19 protein-coding genes are annotated in these 22,328 nt (G+C 63.8%); 11 read left to right on the plus strand and 8 right to left on the minus strand.

The features are described 5' to 3' along the window. The first annotated feature begins 60 nt into the window (after nt 1-60). The 4 genes from FNL56_RS01835 to holA all read left to right on the plus strand — a co-directional run bounded on the left by FNL56_RS01835 (nt 61) and on the right by holA (nt 6,281). Nucleotides 61-1,761 carry a sensor domain-containing diguanylate cyclase gene (locus tag FNL56_RS01835; RefSeq protein ID WP_143571321.1) on the plus strand — a complete coding sequence of 567 codons (1,701 nt, stop codon included), beginning with the start codon at nt 61-63 and terminating at the stop codon, nt 1,759-1,761. A 165-nt stretch (nt 1,762-1,926) separates the two neighbouring features. Then, the gene (leuS, locus tag FNL56_RS01840; RefSeq protein WP_143581738.1) at nt 1,927-4,572 is read left to right on the plus strand and encodes a leucine--tRNA ligase; all 2,646 of its coding nucleotides are present in this window, start codon (nt 1,927-1,929) and stop codon (nt 4,570-4,572) included. Continuing rightward, the gene (gene lptE, locus FNL56_RS01845; RefSeq protein ID WP_143571323.1) at nt 4,559-5,119 is read left to right on the plus strand and encodes an LPS assembly lipoprotein LptE; all 561 of its coding nucleotides are present in this window, start codon (nt 4,559-4,561) and stop codon (nt 5,117-5,119) included. The genes leuS and lptE overlap by 14 nt, the downstream gene beginning before the upstream one ends. Nucleotides 5,120-5,252: 133 nt before the next feature. Beyond that, nucleotides 5,253-6,281 (plus strand): DNA polymerase III subunit delta, encoded by a 1,029-nt coding sequence (gene holA, locus FNL56_RS01850; RefSeq protein WP_143575979.1) that lies wholly within the window; start codon nt 5,253-5,255, stop codon nt 6,279-6,281. Nucleotides 6,282-6,420: 139 nt separating this feature from the next. Here the strand turns inward: holA and FNL56_RS01855 are convergent, their stop codons facing one another. The 7 genes from FNL56_RS01855 to hemJ form a co-directional block, all read right to left on the minus strand. Next, on the minus strand, nt 6,421-7,308 hold the full coding sequence (locus FNL56_RS01855) for a ParB/RepB/Spo0J family partition protein (protein WP_168202834.1): 888 nt from the start codon (nt 7,306-7,308) through the stop codon (nt 6,421-6,423). 155 nt (nt 7,309-7,463) lie between these two features. Continuing rightward, nucleotides 7,464-8,312 carry a ParA family protein gene (locus FNL56_RS01860; RefSeq protein WP_143571325.1) on the minus strand — a complete coding sequence of 283 codons (849 nt, stop codon included), beginning with the start codon at nt 8,310-8,312 and terminating at the stop codon, nt 7,464-7,466. After that, nucleotides 8,309-9,025 carry a 16S rRNA (guanine(527)-N(7))-methyltransferase RsmG gene (rsmG, locus tag FNL56_RS01865; protein ID WP_143571326.1) on the minus strand — a complete coding sequence of 239 codons (717 nt, stop codon included), beginning with the start codon at nt 9,023-9,025 and terminating at the stop codon, nt 8,309-8,311. The genes FNL56_RS01860 and rsmG overlap by 4 nt, the downstream gene beginning before the upstream one ends. 239 nt (nt 9,026-9,264) lie before the next feature. Further along, on the minus strand, nt 9,265-11,139 hold the full coding sequence (mnmG, locus tag FNL56_RS01870) for a tRNA uridine-5-carboxymethylaminomethyl(34) synthesis enzyme MnmG (protein ID WP_143571327.1): 1,875 nt from the start codon (nt 11,137-11,139) through the stop codon (nt 9,265-9,267). Between the two features lie 253 nt (nt 11,140-11,392). Continuing rightward, a complete protein-coding gene (mnmE, locus tag FNL56_RS01875; RefSeq protein WP_143578753.1) occupies nt 11,393-12,745 on the minus strand; it encodes a tRNA uridine-5-carboxymethylaminomethyl(34) synthesis GTPase MnmE in 1,353 nt (450 codons plus the stop codon). A gap of 231 nt (nt 12,746-12,976) precedes the next feature. Then, entirely contained in the window at nt 12,977-14,242 is a 1,266-nt protein-coding gene (rho, locus tag FNL56_RS01880; protein WP_143571329.1) for a transcription termination factor Rho, read from the minus strand. Nucleotides 14,243-14,659: 417 nt separating this feature from the next. After that, nucleotides 14,660-15,082, minus strand: coding sequence for a protoporphyrinogen oxidase HemJ (hemJ, locus tag FNL56_RS01885; protein WP_143571330.1), 423 nt, complete (start codon nt 15,080-15,082; stop codon nt 14,660-14,662). Between the two features lie 473 nt (nt 15,083-15,555). Between hemJ and FNL56_RS01890 the strand changes: the two genes are divergently transcribed. The 4 genes from FNL56_RS01890 to dnaQ are packed head-to-tail and all read left to right on the plus strand — an operon-like array spanning nt 15,556 to nt 18,339. Further along, a complete protein-coding gene (locus tag FNL56_RS01890; RefSeq protein ID WP_143575980.1) occupies nt 15,556-16,395 on the plus strand; it encodes a pyruvate, water dikinase regulatory protein in 840 nt (279 codons plus the stop codon). Beyond that, nucleotides 16,392-17,000: a Maf family protein gene (locus FNL56_RS01895; protein ID WP_143571331.1), complete on the plus strand. Its 609-nt coding sequence runs from the start codon at nt 16,392-16,394 to the stop codon at nt 16,998-17,000. The genes FNL56_RS01890 and FNL56_RS01895 overlap by 4 nt, the downstream gene beginning before the upstream one ends. Before the next feature lie 15 nt (nt 17,001-17,015). Continuing rightward, a complete protein-coding gene (gene coaE / locus FNL56_RS01900) occupies nt 17,016-17,615 on the plus strand; it encodes a dephospho-CoA kinase (RefSeq protein ID WP_143571332.1) in 600 nt (199 codons plus the stop codon). Between the two features lie 31 nt (nt 17,616-17,646). Continuing rightward, nucleotides 17,647-18,339 (plus strand): DNA polymerase III subunit epsilon, encoded by a 693-nt coding sequence (gene dnaQ, locus FNL56_RS01905; protein WP_143571333.1) that lies wholly within the window; start codon nt 17,647-17,649, stop codon nt 18,337-18,339. Between the two features lie 153 nt (nt 18,340-18,492). On the opposite strand, the gene secB is transcribed toward dnaQ, so the two are convergent. Then, complete coding sequence (secB, locus tag FNL56_RS01910) at nt 18,493-18,975, minus strand: protein-export chaperone SecB (protein ID WP_143571334.1); 483 nt, start codon at nt 18,973-18,975, stop codon at nt 18,493-18,495. Between the two features lie 397 nt (nt 18,976-19,372). On the opposite strand from secB, the gene FNL56_RS01915 reads away from it, so the two are divergent. The 3 genes from FNL56_RS01915 to FNL56_RS01925 are packed head-to-tail and all read left to right on the plus strand — an operon-like array spanning nt 19,373 to nt 22,279. Beyond that, nucleotides 19,373-20,068, plus strand: a complete 696-nt coding sequence (locus FNL56_RS01915) for a Tim44/TimA family putative adaptor protein (RefSeq protein ID WP_143571335.1) — start codon at nt 19,373-19,375, stop codon at nt 20,066-20,068. Further along, complete coding sequence (mltA, locus tag FNL56_RS01920) at nt 19,992-21,686, plus strand: murein transglycosylase A (RefSeq protein ID WP_143571336.1); 1,695 nt, start codon at nt 19,992-19,994, stop codon at nt 21,684-21,686. The genes FNL56_RS01915 and mltA overlap by 77 nt, the downstream gene beginning before the upstream one ends. Then, nucleotides 21,683-22,279: a Smr/MutS family protein gene (locus FNL56_RS01925; protein ID WP_143577428.1), complete on the plus strand. Its 597-nt coding sequence runs from the start codon at nt 21,683-21,685 to the stop codon at nt 22,277-22,279. The genes mltA and FNL56_RS01925 overlap by 4 nt, the downstream gene beginning before the upstream one ends. The last annotated feature ends 49 nt before the right edge of the window (nt 22,280-22,328 follow it).

The following is a 22,328-nucleotide window of genomic DNA, read 5'->3' on the forward strand; positions in this document are numbered from 1 at the left end:
TCCGGGAAAGGCTTTTTGACCCATTGGAGCTAGTTTTACCGTCGGGGCTAGGGGTCGAAGATGTCACGCATCGGGTTCAACCGCAACAAAGCGAAAATCAGGGAACTCTTCGGGATTCGCGCGCGGCTCGTGCTGCTGGCGTTGATCGTCGTGGGTCCGCTGATGGTGGAGCGGATCCGGTCTCTGGACGAGACGAGGTCCCGGCAGATTTCTGCTGCCGAAAAGGAATTTTCGAGCATCGCCCGGCATAGCGCCAATGCGCAGAGCGAGGTGGTTGCCTCCGTCGAGGCGGTGCTGAAGTCATCCGCCTACATCTATACGTCGGCAGCCCAGGTCAATCGTAGCTGCGCCATCATGCGCGCCAGCCTGCGCGGCGACATGCCCTGGATTCGCAGCCTGACAGTGGCAGGCAAGGACGGCACGGCTCGGTGCTCGACCTGGTCCGAAGCGGTCGAGCAAGGCCTGAACTTCAGCGACCGCTCCTATTTCCAGGAAGCGCTCGCCACCGGCGAATTCGTGGTCAGCGATTACCTTTTCAGCCGCATGACCCATCAGCCGACTGTGATGGCCGCCTATCTGGCGCCGGGCATCACCAGCGATGATGACGCCGTGATTTTGGCGGCGGTCAATCTCGACTGGATGTCGAAGATCATCGACAACCTCGGGGGCCGGCCCGGCATCACCGCGGTGCTGGTGGACCGGACCGGCATGGTGCTGGCCGCGCCGGCCGCTCAGGCCAGCCGGATCGGCAAGCCGATGGCGGACCCGTCGCTGCTGCCGCGGATTGCCGCGCAGATGGCGAATTCGCCTCAAAAATCCGGCTCGCTGTCGTTTACGGCCGACGACGGAACGCCGCGCTCGGTGTCCTTTGCGGCCCTCGCCGGTACTGGCGCGCAACTGATCGTCAGCATCGACGAAGCGCAAATCTCGGCAACGGCCGACCATGAAATCCGCACCGCCTATCTGCAGCTCGGACTGGTGTGCCTGTTCGTGCTGCTCGGCGCGCTCGTGGTGGCCGAGCGGCTGATCATGAAACCGATCGAGATGCTGGAAGTGACGGCGCAGTGTTTCGGCCGCGGCGACTGGTCGTCGCGGGTACCGCGCGATCAGCTGCCCGCGGAGTTCGCGCCGCTGGCGCGCGCTTTGTATGGCATGGCGGCCAAATTGCGCGGCCGCGAGCGCGAGCTGCGCGCCAGCAACGAACAGCTGACCGTGCTGGCCTCGATCGACATGCTGTCCGGCCTCGCCAACCGCCGCGGTTTCCAGGACCGGCTGGACCTGGAATGGCTCAAAGGTCAGCAGTCGGGCCACGGCCTGGCCCTCCTGATGATCGACGTCGATCACTTCAAACTGTTCAACGACACCTATGGCCATCCCGAAGGCGACGCCTGCCTGACGCAGCTCGGCGAGGCGCTGGCCGCGCTGGCGAGCGAGGTGACGGGCTTCGCCGGCCGCTATGGGGGCGAGGAGTTCTGCCTGCTACTGCCCGACGGCGATATGGGCCGCGCCATCCAGGTCGGCGAAATGGTTCGTACCGCGATCTGGAACCTCTCGGTCCCGCATGTCACCAGCGCGTTTCAGCAGGTCACCGTCAGCATCGGCGTGGCGTCGGCGACCCCGACCGAGTGCGATAGTCCGGTGGACCTGATCGAGGCCGCCGATGCCGCGCTCTACGCCGCCAAGCGCCGTGGCCGCAATACGGTAGTCCAGCATGGCTTCGTCCGCGCAATCGACACATCGACGGTGTCGCTGGCGGTGTGACGATCTGTAGCCCGGATGAAGCGCAGCGAAATCCGGGAACGGCGCGCCGGGATGGGCCGGCCCCGGATTGGCATCCGGGCTACCGTAGCCCCAAAGCATTGACCCCGCACGGTCTTCTATGGCCTAGTCCCCGGCCTTAAGCCCCGGAACAGACTGCCAAATCGCATGATCAACGAACGTTACAACGCCCGCGAAACCGAGCCGCGCTGGCAACGCCTGTGGGACGAGAAGGCGATCTTCGCCACCAAGAACGACGATCCCCGGCAGAAATACTACGTGCTCGAGATGTTCCCGTATCCGTCGGGCCGCATCCATATGGGCCACGTCCGCAACTACACGATGGGCGACGTGGTGGCGCGGACGATGCGCGCCAAGGGCTTCAACGTACTGCACCCGATGGGCTGGGACGCGTTCGGCATGCCGGCGGAAAACGCCGCGATGGCCAACAAGGTGCATCCCAAGGCGTGGACCTACGAGAACATTGCTTCGATGAAGAAGCAGCTCAAGTCGATGGGCCTGTCGCTCGACTGGGCGCGTGAATTCGCGACCTGCGACCCCGGCTACTACAAGCATCAGCAGCGCATGTTCATCGACTTTCTCGGTGCAGGCCTGGTCGAGCGCAAGCAGTCCAAGGTGAACTGGGACCCGGTCGATATGACCGTGTTGGCCAATGAGCAGGTGATCGACGGCCGCGGTTGGCGCTCCGGCGCCGAGGTCGAACAGCGCGAGCTGACGCAGTGGTTCTTCAAGATCAGCAAATATTCCGACGAGTTGTTGAGCGCGCTGGATGGGCTGGACCGCTGGCCCGACAAGGTCCGCACCATGCAGCGCAACTGGATCGGCAAGTCGGAAGGGCTGCGAGTACGCTTCGCTCTGAGCGAGGGGAAAGATCAGCTTCTCGGACTTATTTCAGCGAACGAGACCGTTAGCGTCGATATCTTTACTACGCGACCTGACACTCTGTTCGGCGCCAAATTCTTAGCGCTGTCGCCGGATCATCCGCTTGCGGAAGCGGCAGCAAAGATCAATCCGGCACTGAAAGATTTCATTGAAGATTGCCCCCACACCGGAACTGCGCAGGCTGCCATCGATACCGCCGAGAAGCAGGGATTTGACACTGGCATAAAAGCGCTGCACCCGTTCGATCCATCGTGGCAGTTACCCGTCTACGTCGCAAATTTCGTACTGATGGAATACGGCACCGGCGCCATCTTTGGATGCCCGGCTCATGACCAACGAGATTTGGACTTCGTTAACAAATACGGCCTCGGCAATACGCCAGTGGTTTGCCCCGAAGGCCTAGATCCGGAAACTTTCGTTGTCACCGACGTGGCGTATGACGGTGACGGTCGCATGATCAATTCGCGCTTCCTTGATGGCATGACGATTGCCGAGGCTAAGGAAGAGGTATCGACGCGGTTAGAGGCAGCTGTATTTGGCGACGCTCCAGTCGGTGAGCGCAAAGTAAATTTCCGCCTGCGCGACTGGGGCATCTCGCGGCAACGTTACTGGGGCTGCCCAATCCCGATCATCCATTGCGAAGTCTGCGGCGTCGTGCCGGTGCCGATCAAGAAACTACCGGTCGAACTGCCCGAGGACATCGAGTTCGATCGGCCCGGCAATCCGCTCGACCGCCACCCGACCTGGAAGCACGTCCCCTGCCCGCAATGCGGAGGCGCCGGGCGGCGCGAGACCGACACCATGGACACCTTCGTGGATTCGTCGTGGTACTTCTCGCGCTTCACCGATCCGTGGAATACCGAGGCGCCGACCACGCCCGACGTGGTCAACCGCATGATGCCGGTCGATCAGTATATCGGCGGCGTCGAACACGCGATCCTGCATCTCTTGTACAGCCGCTTCTTCACGCGCGCGATGAAGGCCACCGGCCACGTCGGCTTCGACGAACCGTTCGCCGGCATGTTCACCCAGGGCATGGTGGTGCACGAGACCTACAAGAAGCAGGACGGCACCTTCGCCTCGCCGGCCGAGATCAATATTGAGATCGGCGGCAATGGCCAACGCGCCACGCTGATTGCGACCGGTGAAAACATTGTCATCGGCCCTATCGAGAAAATGTCGAAGTCGAAGCGCAACACCGTCGATCCCGACGACATCATCGCCACCTACGGCGCCGATACCGCGCGCTGGTTCATGCTGTCGGATTCGCCGCCGGACCGCGACGTGATCTGGAGCGAGGAGCGCGTTCAGGGAGCCTCGCGATTCGTACAGCGGCTGTGGCGTCAGGTGAACGAATCAGCCGAGCACGGCAAATCCGCGCCCGCCGCCCGCCCGGCCGAATTCGGCGCGGACGCGCTGGCGATCCGCAAGGCGGCGCACGGCGCGCTCGACAAGGTCACGACCGAGATCGAGAAGCTGCATTTCAATGTCTGCCTGGCCCATATCCGCGAATTCTCCAATGCGCTGGGCGAGGCTTTGGCCCGCCTGGGCACGCCTGCCCCCGACACCTGCTGGGCGCTGCACGAGGCGGCGGTCATCCTTGTTCAACTGTTTTCCCCGATGATGCCGCATCTGGCCGAGGAATGCTGGGCCGTGCTGGCGCAGCCCGGCATGGTTTCGGAAGCGCGCTGGCCACAAATCGAGCCCGATTTGCTGGTTGAAGACACCGTGACCCTGCCGGTTCAGGTCAATGGCAAAAAGCGTGGCGAAGTCGTGGTGGCCCGCGATGCGTCGAATTCCGAAATTGAGGCTGCCGTTTTGGCCCTCGATACAGTAAAACAGGCTTTGGACGGCAAGCCCGTCCGCAAGCTGATTATCGTGCCGCAAAGGATCGTGAATGTCGTCGGCTAGCTTTGGGATCCGATCCCGCATCGTCGCCCGGTTCGCCATCGCAGCCACCCTGGCGGCGCTGACGGCCGGCTGCTTCCAGCCGATGTACGCCGAACGCAGCGATGGCGCGCCGGCGTTGCGCGACAAGCTGGCCACCGTGGAAGTCCCGCCGCTGACCTATCCCAATAATTCGCCGCAGGCCCGCGCCGGCGTCGCGATCCGCAACGCGCTGCAGTTCAAGCTGTATGGTTCGGCCACCGGCGTGCCTCCGCTGTACCGGCTGGTGCTGCGCTTCAACCCGAGCAAGACCTCGCTGATCGTCGATCCGACCACCCAGCTGCCAACCTCCGAGAATTACGGCATCGACGCCAATTACGCCCTGATCGAGATTGCGACCGGCAAGCAGGTCCTGACCGGCAATACCTTTGCCCGCGTGACCTACGACATTCCCGGCTACCAGCGTTTCGCCCGGGCTCGCGCCTTCCGCGACGCCGAGGACCGCGCCGCGGTGGAAATCGCCGACAACATCAATACCCGGCTGGCGTCGTTCTTCTTCGCCGGGACGTGATCGCCCCAAGTCGTAGGGTGGGCAAGGGCGCAGTTGCGCCGTGCCCACCCTCGTTGCGTGGTGGTGGACACGCCCCGTCGCGCTTCGCGCGATCGTGGCTTTGCCCACCCTACAAGTCCCACGGATCCTGCTGATGGTCGCGCTGCGCGGTAAAGAGATCGATTCCTTTCTCGCCCGGCCCGATCCGGCGCGGCCGATCATCCTTTTGTACGGCGCCGATGCAGGCCTGGTGCGCGAGCGCGCCGATGCGCTGGTGAAATCCGCCGTCGATGATCCCAACGATCCGTTCTCGATGGTACGGATGGACGGCGACGAGCTCGCCGCCGAACCCTCACGACTGGTGGAGGAGGCAATGACGGTGCCGCTGTTCGGCGGCCGTCGCGCGATCCGCGTCCGCGCGGGATCGAAGAGTTTTGCCAGCGCCGTCGATGTGCTCGCCGACTCCCCGCTGAAGGATTGCCGCATCATCATCGAGGCCGGCGAATTGCGCCCGGAATCGCCGCTGCGAAAAGCCTGCGAGAAGGCGAGGACCGCGGTGGCGATCGCCTGCTATCCCGACACCGAACGCGATCTGGCCAAGCTGATCGACGACGAATTGCGCGCCTCGAACCTGCGCATCGCGCAGGACGCCCGCGCCTCATTGATGGCGCTGCTCGGCGGCGACCGCCAGGCCTCGCGCAACGAGCTGCGCAAGCTGACACTGTACGCCCACGGCACCGTCGAGGTGACGCTCGACGACGTGATGGCCGTGGTCGCGGATGCCTCCGAACTGAAGATCGATCCGATCGTCGACGGCGCCTTCGCCGGCAATCCGGCCGCGGTCGAAGTCGAGTTCAACAAGGCGATGATCGCCGGGACCTATCCGGGCGTGATCCTGATGGCCGCACAGCGCCAGGCCGCGCTGCTGCACAAGGCCAGCCTGTCGATGGAGCAAGGCGCCTCAGCCTCGGCGGCGGTGGAGAGCGGATTTCCGCGGCTGCATTTTTCCAGGAAGAACACCGTCGAAGCGGCGCTGCGCAATTTCTCGCAGGCACGGCTCTTGGCGGTGATCGAGCAGCTCGCCGTTGCCTCCCTCGACGTGCGCAAGCAGAACGTGCTCGGCGCGGTCATCGCGCAACGCGCGCTGATGGCGATCGCGGTGAATGCGCGACGGCGGGCATGATTGGTCCGTAGCCCGGATGAGCGAAGCGATATCCGGGACCGGCCGAGTTAACTGAAACGCCATCCCCGGATGTCGCCGCCGCCATCGCTGCGAACGACGGCGTCAGCTCATCCGGGCTGCGCGCTAGTTGTGTAACGAACTACAAATCCAGCTCCAGTTTCTTGATGATCTCATCTAACTGGTCGAGGTCGCGGTACTTGATCTGCACCACGCCGCCGGGATCGCGGTGCTCGACCGACACCTTCAGGCCGAGCGCGTCGCTGACGCGCTTCTCCAGCGCAACCGTATCGGCATCCTTGGCCGCCTTGCCCGGCGTCGTGCGCGGCTTCTGCGGTGCGCGTTCCGGCACGCCCTCTTCATGCGCCAGCGCTTCGGTCTGGCGAACATTGAGGCCTTCCGCGATGATGCGCTTCGCCGCGGCGGAGGGATCCGGCAGGCTGATCAGCGCGCGGGCATGGCCGTTCGACAATTGGCCGGACGAGATCAGGGTCTGCACGTCTTCCGGCAGCTTGGTCAGCCGCATCATGTTGGCGACGTGGCTGCGGCTCTTGCCGACGGTTTTGGCGATCTCTTCCTGGCTGCGTTTAAAAGCGGTGGCGAGCGCGTGATAGCCCTGCGCCTCCTCGATCGCGTTGAGGTCCTCGCGCTGCACGTTCTCGATGATCGCGATTTCCATCGCGTCGGAATCCGAGACCTCGATCGGCACGATCGGCACTTCATGCAGGCCGGCGATCTGCGAGGCCCGCCAGCGGCGCTCGCCGGCGATGATCTCGAAACGGTCCTGCACGCCTTTCACGGCGCGCACCACGATCGGCTGGATCACGCCGTGCTGCTTGATCGAGGCGGCGAGCTCGCCGAGCTCGGCATCGGAAAAGCTGCGCCGCGGATTGTGCGGATTGGCTTTCAGGAATTCGATCGGCACCTTGCGCTGCGCGCGCGGCCGATCGACATGCGAGGCTTCGCCGCCGACATCGCCGATCAGGCTGGCGAGCCCCCGGCCCAAACGCGAACGTGCTTCATCGGCCATGGCCAGCTCCCTTGGACTCACTGCGATACTCCGCGTTGGATACGTGAACTCGGTTACTCGTAGGGTGGGCAAAGGCGCACTTGCGCCGTGTCCACCAATTCGTGTGGTGCGTGAGAGCGGTGGGCACACTTCGCTTTGGCCACCCTACTCCGCGCTCAAATCGCGGTGCGCAGCTCGCGCTCGCGCTGGATCACTTCGGTCGCGAGCTTGAGATAGGCTTCACTGCCCAGACACTTCAGATCGTAGACCAGCACCGGCTTGCCGTGGCTTGGCGCTTCCGAGATCCGCACGTTGCGCGGGATCATGGTATCGTAGACCTTCTTGCCCATGAACTGGCGGACATCCGCGACTACCTGGTTCGACAAATTGTTGCGCGAGTCGAACATCGTCAGCACGATGCCGTGGATGGTCAGGGTCGGGTTCAGCGCCGAGCGCACCTGCTCCACCGTCTGCAGCAATTGCGACAGGCCTTCGAGCGCGAAGAACTCGCATTGCAGCGGCACCAGGATCGCATGCGACGCAGCCATCGCATTGACGGTCAGCAGGTTGAGCGACGGCGGGCAGTCGATCAGAACATAGGTGTAGTCCTCTCCGGCCGCCGCATCGCGGTTGAGTGCGGCGATCGCATCGCGCAGCCGGTAGGCGCGATCGCGGGTCGAGCCCAGTTCGAGTTCGAGGCCGGACAGATCCATTGTCGAGGGCGCGATATGCAGCCGCGGCACCGCCGTCGGGACCACCGCCTCGCGCAACGCGACTTCGCCGATCAGCACGTCATAGGTCGAGCAACTGCGGTCGCGGCGATCGATACCGAGCCCGGTCGAGGCGTTGCCCTGCGGATCGAGATCGACGATCAGGACACGTTCGCCGATCGCGGCCAGCGCCGTGCCGAGATTGATCGCCGTCGTTGTCTTGCCGACACCGCCCTTCTGGTTCGCCAGCGCGAGAATGCGCGGATGCCCGGCTGATGCGTTAATTTCTTGATAATGTTCATCAATAACGGTCATTGGGCGGTGCCATGGGTTGAACCAGCGGATGCTGGAGCGGACGGGTGCTTCCGTTCGACGGAGTCGAGTTCGACAATCCAGCCTTGTCCGCCGGTAAGGCTGGCATGAAGGCGCGGCATAATATTCCAATATCTAGTAGCTTCGGTCAATTCGGCATCTACATCTTGACCCTTGAGGAACAGGGCCTTGGTGCCCTTGTTCATCAAGGGTTCCGCATAACCGATGAGTTGGTGTAGCGGAGCGACCGCGCGGGCAGTGATGCAATCGACGCCTTGCGGAAAACTGTCCACGTTATCCCCAATGTCGGCTAAATGAATGGTGCCGGGGGCTTGCGTCACCCGTAGCGCTTCGCGCAGGAACGCCGCCTTTTTGGCGTTGCGCTCGACGAGGTGAACATGCCCGCCTTCGACATCGCCCATCGCGCAAGCCAAAACCACTCCGGGAAACCCGCCGCCACTGCCAAAATCGAGCCAGATCTTCGCGGATGGCGCGAGGCTCAACAGTTGCAGCGAATCAGAGATATGCCGCGTCCAGAGGTTGGGCAAGGTGGAGGGCGAGATCAGATTGGTCTTGGACTGCCACTGCACGAACAAATCGACATAGCGATCCAGCCGGGCCTCTGTTTCACGTGAAACAGGCGTGAGTTTCAGCGCAGCAGCCTTGTCGGCATCGAGCCGGGGCGCCGGAGCGGGTTTTTGCGAGCGTTGGGCCATGTGAGTCTGCTGATGAGGGAAGCGCAGTCTTACGCTTACGCAGAGAATCTATCCACGACTTTGCGCACTTTCTGACGCAACTGAGCGTGCGACGCTCTGTCTTTACCGCCGTCATTGCGAGGAGCGACGCGACGCGGCAATCCAGAGGCTTCATCCACCAAAGAGCTGGATTGCTTCGTCGCAAGGTCTCCTCGCAAAGACGAGGAGAGGCCGGATGTTTTACACAAAACGTCCGCTTGTCAGACGCCCAAAGCCAAAGGCCGCTTGCGTTGTTCGCGGCGCAAATAAGCCGCCAAAATCGCCAGCGCGGCCGGAGTCATGCCGTCGAGCCGACCCGCCTGCCCCACCGTGCGCGGGCGCGCCTTCTCAAGCCTGGCGCGGGCTTCATTGGACAGGCCGGGCACGAGCGCATAGTCGATATCGGTCAGCAGCAGCCCCTCGTCGCGGCGGAAGGATTCGACGTCGGCGGTCTGGCGCTTGAGATAGACATCGTATTTGGCATCGATTTCCAGATGCACCGCGATCGCGGGATCGATCGCCGATAGCTCCGGCCAGATCGCGCGGATCCTGCTCCAGTCAATATCCGGATAGGACAGCAGCTCGAACGCCGTGCGGCGCTGGCCATCATGGTTCAGCGCCAAACCATGCTTGCCGGCCTCGTTCGGCGTGATCGTCAAGCCTTGCGCCATAGCCTTGCCGGACGCCAGCGCCGCCATTTTGACGATGTGGCGGGTCATGCGGGCCGAGCCGACACAGCCGAGCGCGATGCCCATGTCGGTCAGGCGCTGGTCGGCATTGTCGGCACGGAGCGTCAACCTATACTCGGCGCGCGAGGTGAACATCCGGTACGGCTCGGTGATCCCCCGCGTCACGAGATCGTCGATCATCACACCGAGATAGCCGTCGGCGCGGTCGAACACGACGGGTTCCGCGCCGCTGGCGACCCGCGCCGCGTTAAGGCCTGCGACGAGGCCCTGCGCGGCGGCCTCTTCATAGCCGGTCGTGCCGTTGATCTGGCCGGCCAGGAACAGGCCCGGTATCCGCTTGGCCTGTAGGGTCGGATCGAGTTCTCGGGGGTCGACGTGATCATATTCGATCGCATAGCCCGGCCGAACCATCCGGGTTCGCTCCAGCCCGGGGATGGTGGCGAGGATGGCGAGCTGCACCTCTTCCGGCAGCGAGGTCGAAATCCCATTGGGATAGACCGTCGAGTCGTCCAGGCCTTCCGGCTCAAGGAAGATCTGGTGGCCGTCGCGGTCGCCGAAGCGGACGATCTTGTCCTCGATCGAGGGGCAATAGCGCGGGCCGGAGCTCTTGATCTGGCCGGAATACATCGGGGAGCGGTGCACGTTGGCGCGGATCACGTCGTGCGTCGCCGGCATCGTGCGGGTAATGCCGCATTCGATCTGCCGCACGGTGATGCGATCGGTCATCACCGAGAACGGCTCCGGCGGGTTATCGCCGGGCTGCATCTCGACGGCGCCCCAGTCGATCGTGGTGCCGTCGAGCCGCGGCGGGGTGCCGGTCTTCAGGCGACCTAGGGTGAAGCCGATACGCTCGAAAGCCTTGGACAGGCCGAGCGCCGGCGCTTCATCGACCCTTCCGGCCGGCCAGCTCTTCTCGCCAAGGTGAATCAGCCCGCAGAGAAAGGTGCCGGTGGTGATGACCACCGCGCCGGGCGAGAATTCGCGGCCATCGGCCAGACGGATACCGGTCACTCGGCCATTCGAAGTGAGCAGATCGTCGGCCTCGCCCTCAATCACCGTCAAATTGGGCGTGGCGAGGATCGCGACCTGCATCGCAGCGGCGTAGAGCTTGCGGTCGGCCTGGGTCCGCGGGCCGCGTACGGCCGGACCCTTCTTGCGGTTTAGCATCCGGAACTGGATGCCGGATGCGTCCGCCACCTGCCCCATCAACCCGTCGAGGGCATCGATCTCGCGGACGAGGTGACCCTTGCCCAGACCGCCGATCGCAGGATTGCAGGACATCGCGCCGATGGTGGCAAAGCGATGCGTCACCAGCGCGGTTTTAGCACCGAAACGTGCGGAGGCAGAAGCGGCTTCGCAGCCGGCGTGGCCTCCTCCGATGACAATGACATCCCAAGCGTTTTGCATGGCGGGACTTCTAGCGCGGGATCGGAAGGCCGGGAAGCGGGAAGTTTAGAGGTGTTTCACGTGAAACACGTCGCCCGCGATACTACTTAGTGTTTCACGTGAAACATCGGCCGGTACGCCGTCGTTGCGAGCCCTTGCGACGAAGCAATCCAATTCTTGCAGAGCTTGCGGCCCTCTGGATTGCCGCGTCGCTTCGCTCCTCGCAATGACGGCTGCGAGGCTATTGTTTCACGTGAAACGTCAGTGTTCCGCCCTACTTCCCAATACAGAAATCTCTAAAGATTACGTCAAGAACGTCCTCGACATCGACGCGCCCTAAAAGCTGCCCGAGCCGGTGTGCTGCAACACGCAAATCTTCCGCTATCAGCTCGGATTGCTCCGGCAGATCGACCGCTCGTACGAGCGCATCGGCGGTCTCGCGCAACAATTCGCGGTGCCGGGCGCGGCTGATCAGCGAGGATTCGTCGGCAAAATGGGCCGCGGCGAACTGCGCCAGGGCCGTAATCAGCTCGGGAATGCCCCGACCGTTGGCCGCAGAGATCGAATGGCACGGCCAGCCGGTCTCCGATCGCACAGCGCTTGTATCCACGACATCATCGACCTTGTTCCGGATGACCCAGAAACCGGCCTGCCCTTCGGACATCCATTGCTTCAGGTCGTCCTCGCCGGCCGGTCCAGCCTGGGCATCGACCAGCCACAGCCGCAGATCGGCTTCGGCGGCGCGGGCGCGGGCACGGCGAACACCCTCCTGCTCGACGGGATCGACGGCCTCGCGCAGTCCGGCGGTGTCGATCACCGTCACCGGGTAGCCGTCGAGGTCGAGATGTACTTCGAGCACATCGCGCGTGGTGCCGGCATGCGGCGAGACGATCGCCACCTCGCGGCGGGCAAGCTGGTTGAGCAACGTGGATTTGCCGACGTTCGGCGGGCCGGTGATGGCGACGACGAGCCCGTCGCGCAGCCGCTCGCTGCGGCCTGCGACGGCGAGAGCATTCTCGATGTCCAGCAACAGCACACGGATGCGCGCAAGCGCCGGCTCGATCAGCTCGGTCGGCACGTCGCCTTCGTCGGAAAAATCGATCCCGGCCTCGATCAGCGCCGACGCCTCGATGATCTCGCGGCGCCAGTCGCGGGCGCGATCACCGAGCAGGCCCTTGAGCTGGCGCAGCGCCTGCCGCCGCTGCCGGTCGGTGTCGGCATGGATGAGGTCGTCGAGGCCCTCGGCTTCGGTGAGGTCGAGCTTGCCGTTTTCGAACGCGCGACGGGTGAATTCGCCGGGCTCGGCCGGGCGGACATGATCGAATCTGGAAAGCGCTGCGAACAGCGCCGCCAATACCGCCCGGCCGCCGTGGATGTGGAATTCAGCGACGTCCTCGCCGGTTGCGCTGGCGGGCCCGGGAAACCATAAAACAACGGCGTCATCAATGGGTTCGCCGCCGGAGGGGTCGGTGAGCAAAGTGCGTGTCGCCAGGCGCGGTACGGCGATTTTCCTCGAAAGCCCGGCCAGCACACGGCCGGTTTCGGCTCCGGATACTCGGACGATGGCGATGGCGGTCGGGGGCCGACCGGAGGACAGGGCGAAAATGGTCTGGTCGCGGGGATGCATGGCTTATTTGTCGTCCTGGCAGCGAGAGCGCAACCGCAAACTGTCATTCCGGGGCGCGAGGGCGCAGCCCGAGCGAACCCGGAATCCCGTAATGTTCCGCGTACCAACCATGCCGGGGTTCCGGGTTCGCATCCGCCTGGCGGCGTCCGCGCCCCGGAACGACAGTGTTGGCTGAAAGAAAAAGGCGCCCTGCTTTCGCAGGACGCCCTTCAACCAATCCGCCTGGCCGGATCAGGTATTCATCGACTCGAAGAATTCCGAGTTGTTCTTGGTGTTGCGCAGCTTGTCCAAGAGGAAGTCGATCGCGTCCATCGTGCCCATCGGGTTGAGGATGCGGCGCAGCACATACATCTTCTTGAGAAGCTGTGGATCGGTGATGAGCTCTTCCTTGCGGGTGCCGGAGCGCGAGATGTCGATCGCCGGGAAGGTGCGCTTGTCGGACACCTTGCGGTCGAGGATCAACTCGGAATTGCCGGTGCCCTTGAACTCTTCGAAGATCACTTCGTCCATGCGCGAGCCGGTATCGACCAGCGCGGTGGCGATGATGGTCAGCGAACCGCCCTCCTCGATGTTACGCGCGGCACCGAAGAAACGCTTCGGGCGCTGCAGCGCATTGGCGTCGACGCCGCCAGTCAGCACCTTGCCGGACGACGGCACCACGGTGTTGTAGGCGCGGCCCAGACGGGTGATGGAATCCAGCAGGATCACGACGTCGCGGCCATGCTCGACGAGACGCTTGGCTTTTTCGATCACCATCTCGGCGACCTGGACGTGACGAACGGCAGGTTCGTCGAAGGTCGAGGATACGACCTCGCCCTTCACCGAACGCTGCATGTCGGTGACTTCTTCCGGCCGCTCGTCGATCAAGAGCACGATGAGATAGCATTCCGGATGATTGGCGGTGATCGAGTGCGCGATGTTCTGCATCAACACGGTCTTACCGGTGCGCGGCGGCGCCACGATCAGCGCGCGCTGGCCCTTGCCGATCGGCGCCACGATGTCGATGACGCGGGCCGACAGGTCGCGGCGGGTGGAATCTTCCAGCTCGAGGCGGAAGCGCTGGTCCGGAAACAGCGGGGTCAGATTGTCAAAATTGACCTTGTGCTTGGACTTTTCCGGATCCTCGAAATTGAGGGTGTTGACCTTGAGCAGAGCGAAATAGCGTTCGCCCTCTTTCGGGCTGCGGATATGGCCTTCGATGGTATCGCCGGTGCGCAGGCCGAAGCGGCGGATCTGCGACGGCGAGACGTAGATATCATCCGGGCCCGGCAGATAGTTGGCATCCGGCGAACGCAGGAAGCCGAAGCCGTCGGACAGCACTTCGACGACGCCCTCGCCGATGATGTCGGTTTCCTTGATCGCCAGCTGCTTGAGACTGGCGAACATCAGCTCCTGCTTGCGCATGGTGCTGGCGTTCTCGACCCCAAGCTCTTCCGCAAACGAGACGAGCTCGGCTGGCGTCTTGGCCTTGAGGTCCTGGAGTTTCATTTCCCGCATTGGGAGAGGTCCTGTGGAAGTCGGGGAGGAGTGGGGTGCGAGGTGGCCGGAAGAGTGCGGACGCCGAAATCAGGAAAGTCCGCAGGTCTTCAGGAAGAAGCCTTGAGCAAGGAAGGTGCCGAAGAAGCTTCAAGCCTGATGTGGCGGCCGGTCAGGTTACACAACCGGGACGAAACCACATCGCCTGCGTGGGGTGGGAAACATCAACATATAAAATTCGCGAGGTTCACGCAAGCGTCGCAAGCAGGGGCTTCGGATGCCGTGAGACCGCGCGTCTAACTCCGGGTCGTCCCTGCGAACGCAGGGACCCATAACCTCCGCCGCCAAGTAGAAACACCATGGCCTCCTGCGTCTCAACCGAAAGGACGGTGGATATGGGTCCCTGCGTTCGCAGGGACGACGTGGAGAGGCCTGTGCTCAGAACGGTTTGACGATCACGAGAATCACGATGCCAATCATCAGGACCGTTGGTACCTCATTGATAATGCGGTAGTATTTCGTTGAGCGCGTATTCCGGTCCTCGGCGAATTCGCGCACCCGCGCGGTCAGAATGCCGTGCACGGCACTCATCGCCAGCACCATGGCCAACTTGCCGTGAAACCAGGGTGCCGAGAACCACTGCCCGGCCCAGGCCAGATATAGCCCGACGATCCAGGTCACGACCATCGCCGGATTGATGATTGCTTTCAGCAGCCGGCGTTCCATGATCTTGAACGTTTCGGATTGCTGCGATCCCGGGGGCGCATCGACGTGGTAGACGAACAGCCGCGGCAGATACAGCATTCCGGCCATCCAGGCGATGACGGCGATCACGTGCAGCGCCTTGGCCCATTCGTACATGTTTCAACTTTTAATCAATTGGTAACGGCTACGGGTGCATGGTCGTCGCTGGAACATTCGGAGAGATATCCGCGTTGCAGCGATGACGGATAAAGACCCGATCGACGCGATATCCGCAAGCGTCCCTTTCCTTAATCAATACTTATAGATTCTTAGGTTTGAGTCTAAGTAGCAGTGGATTAGGCCCACGCAACGCTGTCCCGTTTTATCCCGGGCTTATGCACATCGCGGCGCGATTTTCGCGTCTCTCTCTTGATTATCGCAGCCTCAATCGCCGCAGCCGATTCGGTCGCCTTGCGGACGGTTTAGCGAGCGACAAATCCCCATAACCCCATTATCATCCCGGCAACCGCCGAAACGTTTCCCCTTCATGAGGCCTGTGCAGAAAAAACCGAGTTATCCCGGAGCCGCTCTGGCCGGTCCGGGAAACCCGGCATTCATCCACAGCGATCCACAGGACATACATGGCCATGGTGCCCACCACCGGCAGCTATTTTCATTTGCATCTGGTTTCCGATTCGACCGGCGAGACGCTGATCACCGTGGCGCGCGCGGTCGCCGCCCAATATGCCAACGTCACCGCCGTCGAGCATGTCTATCCGCTTGTCCGAAGCCAGAAGCAGCTCGACCGCGTACTTACCGAGATCGAGGAAGCGCCGGGCATCGTGCTGTTTACCCTGTTGGAGAAAGATCTGGTCGGGCGGTTAGAGGCCAAGTGCCAGGAGATCAATTCGCCGAGCCTGTCGATCATCGGCCCGGTAATGCAATTGTTCCAGGCCTATCTCGGCGCGTCCACCACCGGCCGCGTCGGCGCGCAGCACACGCTGAACGCGGAATATTTCAAGCGCATCGATGCGCTGAACTATTCGATGATGCATGATGACGGCCAGCACGTCGACGGTCTCGAGGATGCCGACGTGGTGCTGGTCGGCGTGTCACGCACGTCGAAGACGCCGACCTCGATCTATCTCGCCAATCGCGGCGTACGTACCGCCAACGTGCCGCTGGTGCCGGGCATTCCGATTCCGCCGCAGCTCGAAAAACTGGTCAAGCCGCTGGTCGTTTCACTACACGCGACACCGGAGCGGCTGATCCAGATCCGTCAGAATCGGCTGCTCAGCCTGGGGGCGGATACCGGCAATGAGGACTATATCGATCGGCAGTCGGTCACCGAGGAAGTCACCTATGCGCGAAAACTCAGCGCCAAATATGGTTGGGCGTTGCTCGAAGTGACGCGCCGCTCGATCGAGGAAACCGCGGCGGCGATCATGAAATTGCTCGCCGACCGTCAGCGCCAGAGGCTTGCCGAATGACCATCTGGCGCGGTCAACAGCCGCTGATCCTGGCGTCGCAAAGCGCGGCGCGCAAAACCCTGCTGTACAATGCCGGGATTTCGTTCGAGGCGCTGCCGGCGGATATCGACGAGCGCGAGATCCAGAAAGCATCTGGCCTGACTTCGCCCGGCGAGGTCGCGTCCTTGCTGGCCGAACGCAAGGCCGCCTTCGTCTCGCTGCGCCACCCCGGCCGCTACGTGATCGGCGCCGACCAGACGCTCGCGCGGGGGTCCCACTTGTTCAGCAAGCCCGCCGGTCGCATCGAGGCGGCGCAGCAATTGCGTGCGCTGGCTGGCCAGACCCATGAGCTGCATTCGGCGATCGCCGTGGTTTGCGACGGCGCCACGCTGTTCAGCGATGTCTCGGTCGCGCACATGACGATGCGCGCGCTGAACGATTCCGCGATCGAGACCTATCTCGATGCGGCGGGTGACGTCGTGACGTCAAGCGTCGGTGCCTACCAGCTCGAAGGGCTCGGCGTGCATCTGTTCGAATTGATCGAAGGCGATCATTTCACCATTCTCGGCCTGCCGCTGCTGCCGCTGCTGAAATTTCTGCGCAGCGACGACATGATCGCGATCTGAGGCATCGGAGTTTCAATGCGTGTCCTGGGACTGACCGGCTCGATCGGCATGGGCAAATCGACCACCGCCAAACTGTTCGCGGAAGCCGGCGTTCCGGTCTATGACGCCGACGCTACCGTGCATCACGTCTATGAGGGCGAGGCCGCGCCGCTGATCGAGGCGGCGTTTCCCGGCACCACGGCCGACGGCAAGGTCGATCGCGCGAAACTCTCCGAGCAGGTGGTCGGCAACGACGCCGCGATGAAAAGGCTCGAGCAGATCGTGCATCCGCTATTGTCGGCCTATCACCGGAAATTCCTCGACGATGCCGAGCGCTCCGGCGCCGCGGTCGCGGTGGTCGATGTGCCGCTGCTGTTCGAGACGGGCGGCGACCAGCGCGTCGATGCCGTCGTCGTCGTCACCACCGATGCCGAACAACAGCGTCAGCGTATTCTGGCGCGCGGCACCATGACGCCGGAAAAGCTCGACGCCATTCTGGCGCGGCAGTTGCCCGACGCCGAAAAACGCAAGCGGGCGGATTTCGTGGTGGATACATCGCACGGACTGGAGCCCGTGCGGATCAGCATCCGTGAAATTCTCAGCCAGGCTGTTAGGATGCCGCGACGGCGCCCCTGATGGCAGCCGTGATTCGTTGGACTGGCTGAACATGCGCGAAATCGTTCTCGATACCGAAACCACCGGCCTCGATCCCTTGCGCGGCGATCGGCTGGTCGAGATAGGCTGCGTCGAGATCCTCAACCGGATGCCGACCGGGCAGACCTATCACTGCCACATCAATCCGCAGCGCGACATGCCGCTGGAAGCCTTCAACGTGCATGGCCTGTCGGCGGAGTTCCTGTCGACCAAGCCGCTGTTCCACGAGGTGGTCGACGACTTTCTGGAATTCATCGGGGATGCCCCGCTGGTGATCCACAACGCCTCGTTCGACATCGGTTTCATCAATGCCGAGCTCGACCGTATCAAGCGGCCGCCGATCCCGCGCGAGCGGCTGGTCGATACGTTGATGCTGGCGCGCCGGAAACATCCCGGCGTGTCGAACCGGCTCGACGATCTCTGCTCGCGCTACGCGATCGACAATTCACGCCGCACCAAGCACGGCGCGCTGCTCGATTCGGAATTGCTGGCGGAGGTCTATATCGACCTGATCGGCGCCCGGCAGTCGCAACTGATCCTGGCGGATGACGTTCCTGCGCAGCAGACCGGCGGCATCAACGACGCTCCGCGCCGCCAGCGCCCGACGCCGCTATTGCCGCGCGTGACGGAAACCGACCGTGCCGATCACCGCGCGTTCATCGCGACGCTCGGCGAGAAGCCGATATGGAGTGAGTTTTTGGCCTAGGCTGTCATTCCGGGGCGCGAGAGCGAAGCTCGAGCGAACCTCAGCCACTCCAATTGGAGTGGCGGGGAATCCCGAGATGGGACGATGAACATGCCGAGGTTCCGGGTTCGCGCTCGGCTGACGCCGTTCGCGCCCCGGAACGACAGTGTAAAGTTAGTTCGCCGGGCCGGCCTCGGCCTGTGCCTGGCGCTCCATGTTCGACCGGTACAGGCCGACGAAATCCACGGGGTCCAGCATCAAGGGCGGGAAGCCGCCGTCGCGGACCGAGGTCGCGATGATCTCGCGGGCGAACGGGAACAACAGCCGCGGGCATTCGATCATGATCAGCGGGTGCAGGTTTTCCGGCGGCACGTTGACGATCCGGAACACGCCGGCATAGGCCAGCTCGAACGAGAACATCACCGAGCCGGCACTGTCGGCCTTGCCCTCGACCGACAGCACCACTTCATACTCGGTCTCGGAGATGTTGTTGGCGGCGACGTTGATCTGGATGTTGATGTTGGGCTGCTTGTCCTGCGGCGCCAGCGAGGCCGGCGCGTTCGGGTTCTCGAACGACAGGTCCTTGGTGTACTGCGCCAGCACGTTGAGCTGGGGAGCCTGGGCTGCCTCGGGAGGGGTGCCATTGCCGTTGGTCATCGAAAATCTCCTGAAGCGCTGTCGGGCGAGGTGGGTTCCGGCCGGGCAATGCCTTCCGAACGGTAAATGCCCTGTCGGGCGGAGTGGCTATCATAGGCCTGCGGTACTCGACAAGGACGACCGGCAGCCCTGGCGGCCACATCCGCAAAAAGCCATTCGCAATCGCCTGCAAACGCGTTAAACCGGTGACACGCCGTTTCGGGCGGGCGGGCGCTGAAAAACGGCCGCTTTGCCGCAGGGTGGAGCCGGAACGCGCCATTGGCTGGGCATGGTTTCGTGCCTAGATGAAGCAGGCCCTCTTCGGGAACTGTCGCCGTTTTGGACGTTCCCTCACGACCGCCCGCGGGCGGGACATTCCGCCGGCTCAATGCCGGCGCCGATCAGAAAGCGATGCGACGTGGATATTTATACCATCATCTTCCTGGCGCTGGCGGTCTTCATTTTCATCCGCCTGCGCAATGTGCTCGGTCAACGCACCGGCGAGGAACGGCCGCCCTTCGAGCGCGTGGCACGCGATGCCGCCGGCGCCGACAACAATGTCGTGCCGATGCCGGGCAGCGTCATCGACCACGGCGCCCCGGCGCCGACAGCCGACGTGTCGCCCGCCGAACGCTGGAAGGGCGTGGCCGAACCCGGCACTCCGCTGGCGATGGGCTTCGATGCCATCGTCGCCCAGGACCCCTCCTTCGACCCCCGCCATTTCATCACCGGCGCCAAGGGCGCCTATGAGATGATCGTGCTGGCTTTCGCCAATGGCGACCGCCGTTCGCTCAAGGACCTCGTTTCGCCGGAAGTGTTCGAGAGCTTCGACGGCGTGATCAAGGATCGCGAGACCAACGAGTGGAAGACCGAGACCCGCTTCGTCGCGATCGACAAGGCCGAATTGGCCGCCGCCGAGGTCCGCGACCGCTCGGCGCTGATCACGGCGCGCTTCGTCTCCCAGATGATCACGGTGACCCGCGACAAGACCGGCGCCATCGTCGATGGCAACGCTGAGAAGGTTACGGATGTCACCGATGTCTGGACATTCGCCCGCGACATCACCTCGCGCGATCCGAACTGGAAGCTTGTTGGCACCGACGCCGGCCAGTAACGCCACCCGATGGGCGGCGCTCTGCGTGTTCGGCGCAGCTGCGGCGTGGCCCGCGTCCGCCGCTGCGCGGACGGACCATTCCGGCCGTAACTGGCCGTTCGAACTCGCCGGCGCGCAATATGCGCCGGTCGATTTTGCGGAAATCGCCGGCTGGCACGACGACGATCACCTCCAGGCGCTGAAGACGTTTCGGGTGAGCTGCGGTCCTATCGCCGGCCCGCGCAACCCGCCGCCCGATTCCAAAGCGCTCGGCGGCTCGCTGCGCGAGCCCTGCCTGGCGGCCCGGGATGCGGCGATTTCCGATCCGGCGAAAGCACGCCATTTTTTCGAAAAGCATTTCCTGCCGCTGCGGGTCTCGAAGCTCGGCGACGAGCAGGGTTTTGTGACCGGCTATTTCGAACCGGTGCTCGAGGGCTCGCGGACCCGATCCGACGCCTACCCCGTGCCGGTGTATCGCCGGCCGTCGAACCTGTTCGTGCGCGGCAGATCGCAGGCGAGCCTGGGCATGCCCAATGGCGGCGAGGTGTTTCGCAAGATCGGCCGCCGCAAGCTGGTGCCCTATTACGACCGCGGCCAGATCGAGGACGGCGCCATCGCCGGCCGCGGGCTGGAGATCGCCTGGCTGAAGAACCAGACTGATCTGCTGTTCACCCAGATTCAGGGCTCGGCGCGAATTCATTTCGAGGACGGCGGCTCGGTGCGGATCAACTATGATTCGCATAATGGCTTCGGCTACACGCCGGTCGGCCGCGCACTGATCGACCGCGGCATCATCCCGCGCGAGCAGATGTCGATGCAGCGCATCCGGCAGTGGATGGAAGAGAACCCGGACGGCGCCAACGAGCTGCGCCGCACCAACCGTTCCTATGTGTTCTTCCGAGAAGTGCAGTTGCCGCCGGAGGCCGAAGCGGTCGGCGCGCAGGGCGTCTCCTTGACGGCCGGCCGCTCGATCGCCGTCGACAAGGCGCTGCATGTCTATGGCACGCCGTTCTTCATCGAGGGCGAATTGCCGATCGAGACCGAAATCTCGAAGACGCCGTTCCGCCGGCTGATGGTGGCGCAGGATACCGGATCCGCGATCGTCGGCCCGGCCCGCGCCGACATCTATTTCGGCGCCGGCGCCTGGGCGGGGCAAGTCTCCGGGCGGATCAAGCAGGCCGCGCGCTTCGTAATGCTGGTGCCGAAGGCGCTCGATCCGGTGGAGGCCGGCCGCAGCCTGCCGTTGCCGATGGCGCGGCCGTCGGAGCTGATCGCCAAATTGTATCCGCAAGGCGAGCCGGCGCCGGACACCGCAAAGCTGGCCGGTCCTGCCGTGGCCACGACGACCCCGGCGCCTGCCGTTGCGCCTGCCCCTGCCCCGTCTGCCGCCGCCACGCCGCCGACCGGCAAAGAAACGACGCCTGCCAAAGAGCCGGACAAGGCTGCAACTTTCATCGGGCCGCCCGCCCCTGCTGCCATCGTGGCGCCCGCCACCGTTGCGGCCCTCGTTGCCACCAAGGCCGTGCCGCTGCCGGAGCCGCGTCCCGAGATCAAGGCCGAGCTCAAGACCGAGGCCAAGCCGCCGCGCCGCGAACGCCGTCGCGCGCGTCCGCATCGCCATCGTTTCTTCTGGCAATGAAAGGCGCGCGCCGTCCACCGCAATTGCCGGGTCCCGTCGTGTCGCGCCGCAAGCGCGCGCTGAGCGAGGAAGAGCGCGAGCTATGGAACAGCGTCGCGAAACAGACCAGACCGCTGCGCAGGAAGCGCGTCGTGAAGGCTGCGCTGCCGGTCGTCGAAGCGCCGGCCATGGTGGAAAAGCCGGTGACCGCAAAGCCGCGCCGGCTTTCCACCATGGCGGCGCCGATTAAGTCCGCGCTGCCCGCGCCTGCCCCGCTGGCCTCGCTCGGTCGCCGCGAGCGTTCGCAACTGTCGCGCGGCAAGAAGGAGATCGACGCCCGGCTCGATCTGCACGGCATGACGCAGACCCGCGCGCATTCTGCGCTGCAGGCCTTCCTGCACCGCTGCCATCATGACGGCTGCACCTTTGTGCTGGTGATCACCGGCAAGGGCCGCACCGTCGGCCCGGAATCCGAACGCGGCATCCTGCGTCGCCAGGTGCCGTTGTGGCTAAGCCTGCCGGAGTTTCGCGGCTTCGTGGTCGGCTACGAGCAGGCCAGCATCGGACACGGCGGCGAAGGCGCGATCTATGTGCGGATCAGGCGGGCGAGGTAATGCAAGGCCGCCCCACACTGTCGTTCCGGGATGCAGCAGACGGCGGAGC

Source organism: Tardiphaga sp. vice304 (genome assembly GCF_007018905.1).
Lineage (GTDB): Bacteria > Pseudomonadota > Alphaproteobacteria > Rhizobiales > Xanthobacteraceae > Tardiphaga.

Excerpts from the sequence above, each read along its gene's own strand:
- rsmG (WP_143571326.1), bottom strand. The coding sequence starts at position 9,025 with ATGGCCCAACGCTCGCAAAAACCCGCTCCGGCGCCCCGGCTCGATGCC.
- mnmE (WP_143578753.1), bottom strand. The coding sequence starts at position 12,745 with ATGCATCCCCGCGACCAGACCATTTTCGCCCTGTCCTCCGGTCGGCCC.
- FNL56_RS01925 (WP_143577428.1), top strand. The coding sequence starts at position 21,683 with ATGAAAGGCGCGCGCCGTCCACCGCAATTGCCGGGTCCCGTCGTGTCG.
- holA (WP_143575979.1), top strand. The coding sequence starts at position 5,253 with ATGGTCGCGCTGCGCGGTAAAGAGATCGATTCCTTTCTCGCCCGGCCC.
- FNL56_RS01835 (WP_143571321.1), top strand. The coding sequence starts at position 61 with ATGTCACGCATCGGGTTCAACCGCAACAAAGCGAAAATCAGGGAACTC.
- rho (WP_143571329.1), bottom strand. The coding sequence starts at position 14,242 with ATGCGGGAAATGAAACTCCAGGACCTCAAGGCCAAGACGCCAGCCGAG.
- hemJ (WP_143571330.1), bottom strand. The coding sequence starts at position 15,082 with ATGTACGAATGGGCCAAGGCGCTGCACGTGATCGCCGTCATCGCCTGG.
- mnmG (WP_143571327.1), bottom strand. The coding sequence starts at position 11,139 with ATGCAAAACGCTTGGGATGTCATTGTCATCGGAGGAGGCCACGCCGGC.
- coaE (WP_143571332.1), top strand. The coding sequence starts at position 17,016 with ATGCGTGTCCTGGGACTGACCGGCTCGATCGGCATGGGCAAATCGACC.
- lptE (WP_143571323.1), top strand. The coding sequence starts at position 4,559 with ATGTCGTCGGCTAGCTTTGGGATCCGATCCCGCATCGTCGCCCGGTTC.
- dnaQ (WP_143571333.1), top strand. The coding sequence starts at position 17,647 with ATGCGCGAAATCGTTCTCGATACCGAAACCACCGGCCTCGATCCCTTG.
- FNL56_RS01895 (WP_143571331.1), top strand. The coding sequence starts at position 16,392 with ATGACCATCTGGCGCGGTCAACAGCCGCTGATCCTGGCGTCGCAAAGC.
- FNL56_RS01860 (WP_143571325.1), bottom strand. The coding sequence starts at position 8,312 with ATGACCGTTATTGATGAACATTATCAAGAAATTAACGCATCAGCCGGG.
- FNL56_RS01855 (WP_168202834.1), bottom strand. The coding sequence starts at position 7,308 with ATGGCCGATGAAGCACGTTCGCGTTTGGGCCGGGGGCTCGCCAGCCTG.
- mltA (WP_143571336.1), top strand. The coding sequence starts at position 19,992 with ATGTCTGGACATTCGCCCGCGACATCACCTCGCGCGATCCGAACTGGA.
- leuS (WP_143581738.1), top strand. The coding sequence starts at position 1,927 with ATGATCAACGAACGTTACAACGCCCGCGAAACCGAGCCGCGCTGGCAA.
- secB (WP_143571334.1), bottom strand. The coding sequence starts at position 18,975 with ATGACCAACGGCAATGGCACCCCTCCCGAGGCAGCCCAGGCTCCCCAG.